The sequence below is a fragment of the Brasilonema bromeliae SPC951 genome (genome assembly GCF_012912135.1).
Lineage (GTDB): Bacteria > Cyanobacteriota > Cyanobacteriia > Cyanobacteriales > Nostocaceae > Brasilonema > Brasilonema bromeliae.
In genome coordinates this window covers 1-7,895 of the sequence record NZ_QMEB01000274.1, presented here as the reverse complement: position 1 = coordinate 7,895, position 7,895 = coordinate 1, and the positions used below count along the sequence as shown (strand labels likewise).

Sequence of the window (7,895 nt, the reverse complement as noted above, 5' to 3'; positions counted from 1 at the left end):
ATTTCCCTGTTTTGGCATAATTTTGATTTCCGAACCCTATTAATGATGAGTTGTAGTTAGTATTCGGTACTTAGCACTGTTTTAGCGAGGTTCAAAAATGGTTCATCAAACATACACAGCTGACGTTCTAGTCGTCGGCGGTGGAACAGGAGGAACAGCCGCCGCCATCCAAGCAGCGCGACGGGGGGCAAAAACTATCCTTGTGAGTGAATTTCCTTGGTTGGGGGGAATGCTAACTTCCGCTGGCGTATCTGCACCAGATGGGAATGAACTAGAAGCTTTTCAGACAGGGTTATGGGGTGCGTTTTTACAGGAGTTACAGCACCGACAGCCAGGAGGATTAGACAATTGTTGGGTTAGCTTTTTTAGTTACGATCCGCGTATTGGGGCAAAGATTTTTGCAGATTGGGTGCAGGAATTGCCCAATTTGCTTTGGATCACAGGACAAGTGCCGTTAGAAGTTTTCCAGGAGGGGAGTTGCGTTTGTGGCGTCCGATTTGCAGATTTGACTGTCAATGCCAAGATAACTCTCGACGCTACAGAGTTAGGAGATTTATTAGCTTTAGCTGATATACCTTACCGTTGGGGCTGGGAATTACATTCGGAGTGGGGAGAACCAAGCGCCCCAGCAGATTTTAATCATCTCACACAAAGATATCCCGTGCAAGCTCCGACTTGGGTGGTGGTGATGCAAGACTTTGGTGAAGCAGTTGCACCAGAAATCCCAAGCGCACCGAACAACGACCCATCACAGTTTGTTGGTGCTTGGGAGAGCTATGGTGCAGAACAGTTTTTGAATTACGGACGTTTGCCCGGTGGTCTATTTATGATTAATTGGCCAATTCGTGGCAATGACTACGGTGAAGGTGTGGGGCGATTAATAGAAACAGAAGAAACAAAGCGTGAGTTTCTCCAAGAATGCTTTTGGCACAGCCAAAATTTTGCCCATTTTATCCAAAACCAGCTTGGTCGTCGCTACGGTTTAGCTGATAACATCTTCCCTCATCTGGCTCACTCCTGGTTCGCGCTTCACCCTTACTACCGGGAAAGCCGCCGCGTAGTGGGACTAACGACCGTTCGAGAACAGGACATTTTGCCCATAACTGGAGGTATGGTTGCACCTTTGAATATAGATGCAATAGCGATCGCTAACTACGCCAACGACCACCATTATCCGGGTGTCGAGTTCCAAGTGCAACCCAAATCGATGCGCTGGGGAGGACGGAGGACGGGAACCCCCTTCACCATTCCCTACCGTTGTTTAATTCCTATAGAAACAGATGGTTTACTGGTATGCGAGAAGAACATTTCTGTTTCTCATATTGCTAATGGAGCAACCAGATTGCAGCCTGTGGTGATGGGTATCGGTCAAGCTGCAGGTATGGCTGCGGCTTTATGTGTTGAGTTGGATTTAAGCCCCCGGAATTTACCAGTTAGAGTTTTACAAGAAGCTTTATTGCATGATAAATATGCACCTGCGGCAATTATTCCATTATTGAATATGCTACCAAAAGATCCGGATTGGTTGCACTGGCAATCGTACTATTTAGAAGAACCAGAGTTATATCAAGTTAATGGAAATTGTCCTTGTTTATCCTCTTGTCAACGCCATGACGTTGATAGCAATAATACTATAACTGTACGAAAGATTGACTGTTTCCAGGGCATCTTTCACCACATATCTGAACAAGATTACAAATTCACTATCACTGCGCCAAGTATCCATAGGGGGCGTACTTGGCAGATTGTGACTTTGCGATCGCACATCCATGAGCAATTGCAAACTTTTTGTGATCAGCAACTGCTCACCATTTGCGGTCGAATGAATCACGCTCTTAATTGGTTGATAGTTGAAAACGTCAGCAGATAGAAGGAAATTTAAAAGTAAAAATAAATACTATTTCCGGATTTTTCCGGATGCAGTAAAGAAAACTAAGTAGTAGTGAAAGGAAGAGTTCTAAAATAGACATTTATTATGCGTGCTGCCATTTCATTTCTGATCACAGGATTGTTCTTTAGCTCCTTAGCTATTAACACCCAAGCACCTGATATACAGGTATCTAGCGTTGACTCACAACAGTTGATGGCGGCAGTAGGCAATATCAAAAAGTCTCCCAAAGCCCCCTACAGGGGTAGTGGTCGTCGTTGCATGCAAGTGCTGGAACAGATCAACAGTACACATCCTGTTGTCTAACAACTGGGAGTTAATGCTATTTGTTGGGGTGGTAATTGTTTTGTACAAAGAGAATCTAAATAGTGTAAGCCAGGGTGTTTTGAAAATTAGTAACACACCCTCCCTAGTATAAACGTGATACTAAAAATACAATCACTCTAGGGAATAGTTCTGTATTTCACCCATAATTTTTTGTTTACTTAGTTACCTGTTAACTTTTGCATAGAGATGCGATGCAAGTTATACCGTTTCACTTTACTGTCATACAAATGGCTTGATTTCCGTGCTGTTTTTGAGGTTTGAATATGTATGAAAAATTTCGTGAAATAGTACTAGCTGCTAGTATTGCAAGCATTAAGAGCCACTTAAATAAAAAATAAGCAGGAAATTCCTGAACGCAACTTTCATGTTATCTCTTGAAAGGGTATTAGTTGGGCTAGCAGTTTAGTTAAAGCCCATATCTTTTAGATATTGTGATATCAAGTCCGGTTGATTACTTATCGTATGTCCGCAGTCGCTGCGGACATCTATATGAAGCGGATTTGATATGACTATTGAGAAATCTCTCTTGAGTACAACAACTTTGTTCAAGAACACGTTGAAGAAAGACTACTGAGGTTATGGATAGCTGGTAAGCGAGAATTTATGAAACAGCTATTCGGGTGAAATTTGGCAAAAAACAGGGTGGACATTGCCCACATATCCCTGTCAAAGTGCAAGTAGAGTTGAGACTCTTTTGCTCGTGTTCTTGGTGTCTATGTCCCGAAGAACACGAAGCTAGAGTCAAAATAATGGTGTTTTAAACCAGTTTTTACTTACCTTGAAAGGGATAACATTGCCCACCCCACACATATCACATACAAAACATTTGTTCTATGCCTTCGTTTTTTGGCGGTTATCTTGCATCCCTTTCAAGCCATTGAGGAACATCGGCACAAACCTTTCCATCAATGCCTGTGGATCTCGGTTCCAAACTCGCTGAACGACATCAATCCGAGTCATTTGCAAATCCGGTGCCAACAGAGTCTGCGTTAAGCGTTCCATCAGGTACTGAGGACGTTGCCATACAGGCATTGTGTTTGCCACTTCTAGCAGTTTGGCAACTCTACGCAGTTCTGCACCCAAGGTGATATCCATCCCAGCTTCAAAAGCTGCTTGTTCAATAGCAGCATATTTGAGCTTGGCTTGCTCAACCTTTTGGCGATGTTCTGGACTTTTATCTGCTAACTGCCCTAACCAACGGTTACCCCAGCGAACGTGTCCTGCTTCCTCTGGCAGAATTTTTTCAATCGTTTTGCGGATTTTGATGTTTTCTTCGGTTTGGGGCGCTTGCTTGAGGGCGTAAATGTGGGCAGAGAAGTACTCACAGCCCCGTTTTTCGGTCACGTTAATTGCTGCCAATCCGGCAATAATGCTGTCCTCTAGGTTGTGTTCTGGGTTGAAAAATTCTCGGTCTATCAGACGGTCAAACTCATCAATATAAGAAGACCCAGGAGGTGTTCCTACATTCGCTCCCAATTCCACTAACAAATCAGTCAGCCACATGGCGTGACGGGCTTCATCGGAGATATGGTGAGATAAATCCCGTACCAGTTCGGCTGGCTTTCCGTTGAGTTGTTCAATGACTTCAGTGAGGTCTTTGCAACTGCGTTGTTCGCTATAGCGGTAGCGGTTGAGAGTGATCAGATGCACATCGCGATCGCCGACAACTTGTGTCAAGATGTCCCTTGCACCTATAGCGTTTTGAAATTTGCGTGGGTAAGCAACAGCCATAACTTTTTATGAGAGTTATGTAAACTAGTATTAATATTATATTAATTTTATGTAGCCACCGTAGCTTTTCTTTACATTAAGCAGGCTTTCGAGCAATAAAGTACTTGCTCATGAAGTGAACCTGTATACGAATATTCTCAAACCCTGCTTTTTCTAAACGCTCTACCAAGTCATCAGTAGTGTAGTGCTTATAGTAAGGTTCATGAAAAGTCTCATGAAAGTTTTCCATCATTGGTTTCATTTCTGGAGAATCACTCATCTGAATCGAGTCACAGATGATAAAGATTCCCCCTGGTTTTGTCACCCGATAGGATTGCTCTATAACCTGTTGACGTGCTGCTGCAGGTAGCTCATGGAAGAGGAAAACTGAAGTGACAGCATGGAAGTAGTTGTCCAAGTATGGTAACTTTTCTGCATTTGCCTGCAAAAGTTGTGGTAATTCTCCGGGAATTTGCGACAAGAGTTCATTTGCTTTACGCAAATAAGCTGGTGATAAATCTGTACCAAACAAAGCTGCTTGAGGCAAAGCTGCTCGAATCAACTTTAAAGTACGACCAGTTCCACAAGCAACATCTAGTATACGTATCTGGCGTGGTGACACATCACTAAACACTTCTAACCCTTCTTTAAGAGGAGCCAGAATGCGCCGCCGCATTGGATCAGCAGAACCACCAAAGAGAATTTCTACCTGCAAGTCATACAAAGACGCTGATAAATCGCTCAAGTAGCCATTTGTCTGGTGGTGGAAGTTCTGCACATAATAGCTGGGATAACCATTTGTGTCTACATCTTGAGTAAACTCTTGATATCTCTTGTGCTGAGCACGTTCCCAAATTTGGGGTAAATCCAGCCACACCATTGGATAGTAGCGGAAAAAGTCTTCCCAAGGATTATCAAACAACACGCTTTTAGGATAGACACCACGCTCAGCATCTTCCCAATCAACTTCGAGGAGATTATTCAGCCTTTGTTGAGCCTTTAGTAAAATCTCGTTTGGTATGGGTTTAATTTCCCTGTGCTCACTGGGAGAGACGATATTCATCAAGCGCGAGCTTAGCAGTTTATGAGCTAGACCAAAATAATTTTTACCCTGCTGAAAAGTTTGATAAGTCAGCTTAGTTAAGGTGTCAGACATGAGAATTGCTTGAGTTTTTTTACTTTTCTTTATATTAGTTTAAAAATTTTAATTAATAAACCATGAATCCTAAGAAAGGTCTATGTCATGAGGCAAAATCAGTCTTTAGCAAGATGTAGGAACTTCTCTGCGCAACCCCCTAGCTCCTTTGTGGATCTGAGTTCCCTACTCTTGTGACTGTATGAAGTTTTATTAAAATAAATATTCCGTAGCTTATGTTACAGAATTATTTTGTATAATAATTAATGAAAGTCACTAAATTATGACATTACAGAAACAATTAAGGAGAACTTTGATATGTCTACTCAAGAAAAAGCCCGTGCATTGATGATGCGTCACTATCAGCTCATTAAGAATCGTCAACAATCGATGCTGGAGCGTACAGGTGAAGAATTAGGTCTTCCCGGAGAAGTCTCTCACTACTGGAACCCTATTCAAGGAAAAATAGATCCTACCGCTCGCATGACTTATGATCGCAGCAACGCGACTATGAGCTAAGTGTCAACAAATAGGGGTTGCATGGTGTAAGGGCACCCCTACGGGGAAGTCAAAAATCAAAAATCAAAAGGAGCCAGTGCGTTGGCGGGGTTCCCCCGCTTGTAGCACCTGGCGTTCAAAAATAAAGAACACTGTCACTTTTAACTTTTGACTTGATACTTTTGACTTCTTGCGTTTGCGTAGCGCCCCTAATGGGGCTAGCGAGTGTAGGGCACCGAACTCATCACTATCTTATTGACCACCACTAAGGGTATGCCTGCCAACGCCAATGACGGCTAACAACGGTGAACGATTTTTGAAAATTGTTCACCGTTGTTATATGTTGCATCTATGTTCCTCCCGGTGAGTCCAGCGCTGCGGGAGGGGAGCCAGTGCGGTCTTGGGGTCTCCCCAAGTAGAGCATCTGGCGTTCTCCCGACAACAGGCGACTGGCGTTAGCCGTAAGGCGTGCGCTTTGCGCATACCCGGAGGGTGGTAGATGGATACAAGGCTCAATTTTATGAGTGACGAAAAGTAGTGAAAAACACTTGGCTTGAGATGAAAAACCACAGTGTGATTTTTGGGAGTTAATCTTAGAAACACCATTAGTAAAGAAAACTTTTTGCATCTGGCAATATGATTCGGAGAAGCCGAGTTTTGAGATATCCTGAAGTAGAAACAGCATAGCGCGGAGAATCATAGTTGTGAAGTTGCAGCGACCGATTTTAGTGGGAGGATTGGGACTGTCCTTTTCTCTGTGGATGTTACAAAATTTGCACCATTCGATAGTGCAGGTGGGTGAATTTGGTTTGTTGAGTCTGTTAGCCGTTGGCGGCGGTTTGTGGTTATTAAAGTCAAATCGCACTCAAGATAGTTCTGAATGGTTAAACACTCTACCAGTAGACCGTACAACAGTAGAGGCTACCATTGCCAAAGCCGAAGCTGTGATTAACCAACTGGCACAAGAAGCAGAAAATCCTCTAACCGTAGGGACATTGCGAGAACAACTTACTCATCTGACGGCTGAGTTAGATAGACAAGAAATGATTGCTGCTGTTACTGGTGGCAAATCGGTAGGTAAAACGACTTTGATTGAAGTCTTAGAATCTACCTGGTGTCAAAACGTAGAGACGGGAAGCTTTTCGTTCGTAGAATTCCAAGAAACACCTCCTTTGTTTGTAGAAGCAGGCGAAAACTCAGATGCAGATGTTTTGACACGAACAAAGAAATCTGATGTTGTGTTGTTCCTAATAAATGGTGATTTAACAGATTCGGAATTTCAAAGCTTACAACAGCTAAAAGCAGTCAATCAAAACACTATTTTAGTTTTTAATAAACAAGACCAGTATTTGCCAGATGAACGTGTGAGTGTGTTGCAGTCGCTGAAACATCGGATGTCCTCAATTGTTGTAGCGACTGCGGCGTCTCCTCATCCTATCAAAGTACGGAAGCATCAAGAAGATGGTTGTGTGCAAGAATCCCTGGAACTACCAACACCAGACATTCAACAGTTAACGCAGCAGTTGGGTGAAATGTTGACACAGCAACCAGAACAGTTGGTGTGGGCAACTACAATGAGAAAAGCTTTGTTGGTAAAAACTGAAGCGAAAAACTTGCTGAATGAAATCAGACGCGATCGCGCTGTCAAATCAATTGAACAATACCAGTGGATAGCTGCTGCAGCAGCATTTGCCAACCCAGTACCAGCGCTTGATATCCTAGCAACAGCCGCAATTAACGCTCAAATGGTTATGGATTTGGGTGGTATCTATCAGCAAAAATTTTCCTTGGACCAGGCGCAAACTGTTGCTGGTACAATGGGAAGTTTGATGGTGAAACTGGGTTTAGTGGAACTGTCTTCTAAGGCAGTAAGTACAGTACTTAAAACTAACGCTATCACCTTTGTTGCTGGTGGCTTGGTGCAAGGAGTGAGTGCAGCTTATCTGACTCGCATCGCAGGTTTAACTTTAGTCGAATATTTCCAACAGCAGGAAGTCGCTATTAACTCTGGAACAGTGTTGAATCTCGACAAGTTGCGGCAAACTTTGCAAAGCGTATTTCAGCAGAACCAGCAAATGGCTTTATTGCAAAGTTTTGTTAAGCAAGGCGTGAAGCATTTGACGCCACAAGCACAGCAAGTACAACTTGTTGAATCTGAGATCAGCGCTTAGCCTTAGTCAGGTGAAATTTACACTTACACAAACAAAGTCCGCCTATACAGACTCAACTTTCCTAAAGCTGTTAAGGCGGGTTTTGTTTGTATAGACGTAAACAAACTTACTAGAGGGAACAGGGAACAGGGAACAGGGAACAGGGAACAGGGAACAGGGAACAGGG

At 43.2% G+C, this 7,895-nt stretch carries 7 protein-coding genes; 4 read left to right on the top strand and 3 right to left on the bottom strand.

What is annotated here, in order from left to right:
* Positions 1 to 97: 97 nt before the first annotated feature.
* Both DP116_RS25105 and patX read left to right on the top strand, forming a co-directional pair.
* The gene (locus DP116_RS25105) at positions 98 to 1,870 is read left to right on the top strand and encodes an FAD-dependent oxidoreductase (RefSeq protein ID WP_169157746.1); all 1,773 of its coding nucleotides are present in this window, start codon (positions 98 to 100) and stop codon (positions 1,868 to 1,870) included.
* Positions 1,871 to 1,975: 105 nt separating this feature from the next.
* Complete coding sequence (gene patX / locus DP116_RS25100; RefSeq protein WP_169157745.1) at positions 1,976 to 2,194, top strand: heterocyst-inhibiting protein PatX; 219 nt, start codon at positions 1,976 to 1,978, stop codon at positions 2,192 to 2,194.
* Positions 2,195 to 3,046: 852 nt separating this feature from the next.
* On the opposite strand, the gene DP116_RS25095 is transcribed toward patX, so the two are convergent.
* A complete protein-coding gene (locus DP116_RS25095) occupies positions 3,047 to 3,946 on the bottom strand; it encodes a ferritin-like domain-containing protein (protein ID WP_169157744.1) in 900 nt (299 codons plus the stop codon).
* A 76-nt stretch (positions 3,947 to 4,022) separates the two neighbouring features.
* Entirely contained in the window at positions 4,023 to 5,081 is a 1,059-nt protein-coding gene (locus DP116_RS25090) for a class I SAM-dependent methyltransferase (RefSeq protein WP_169157743.1), read from the bottom strand.
* Between the two features lie 297 nt (positions 5,082 to 5,378).
* Between DP116_RS25090 and gifA the strand changes: the two genes are divergently transcribed.
* Positions 5,379 to 5,579, top strand: a complete 201-nt coding sequence (gene gifA / locus DP116_RS25085) for a glutamine synthetase inactivation factor IF7A (RefSeq protein ID WP_169157742.1) — start codon at positions 5,379 to 5,381, stop codon at positions 5,577 to 5,579.
* 328 nt (positions 5,580 to 5,907) lie between these two features.
* Here the strand turns inward: gifA and DP116_RS25080 are convergent, their stop codons facing one another.
* Complete coding sequence (locus DP116_RS25080; RefSeq protein WP_169157741.1) at positions 5,908 to 6,258, bottom strand: hypothetical protein; 351 nt, start codon at positions 6,256 to 6,258, stop codon at positions 5,908 to 5,910.
* Here DP116_RS25080 and DP116_RS25075 point away from each other — a divergent pair.
* Positions 6,257 to 7,729, top strand: a complete 1,473-nt coding sequence (locus tag DP116_RS25075) for a slr1306 family protein (protein WP_169157747.1) — start codon at positions 6,257 to 6,259, stop codon at positions 7,727 to 7,729. The genes DP116_RS25080 and DP116_RS25075 overlap by 2 nt on opposite strands.
* Positions 7,730 to 7,895 lie beyond the last annotated feature (166 nt).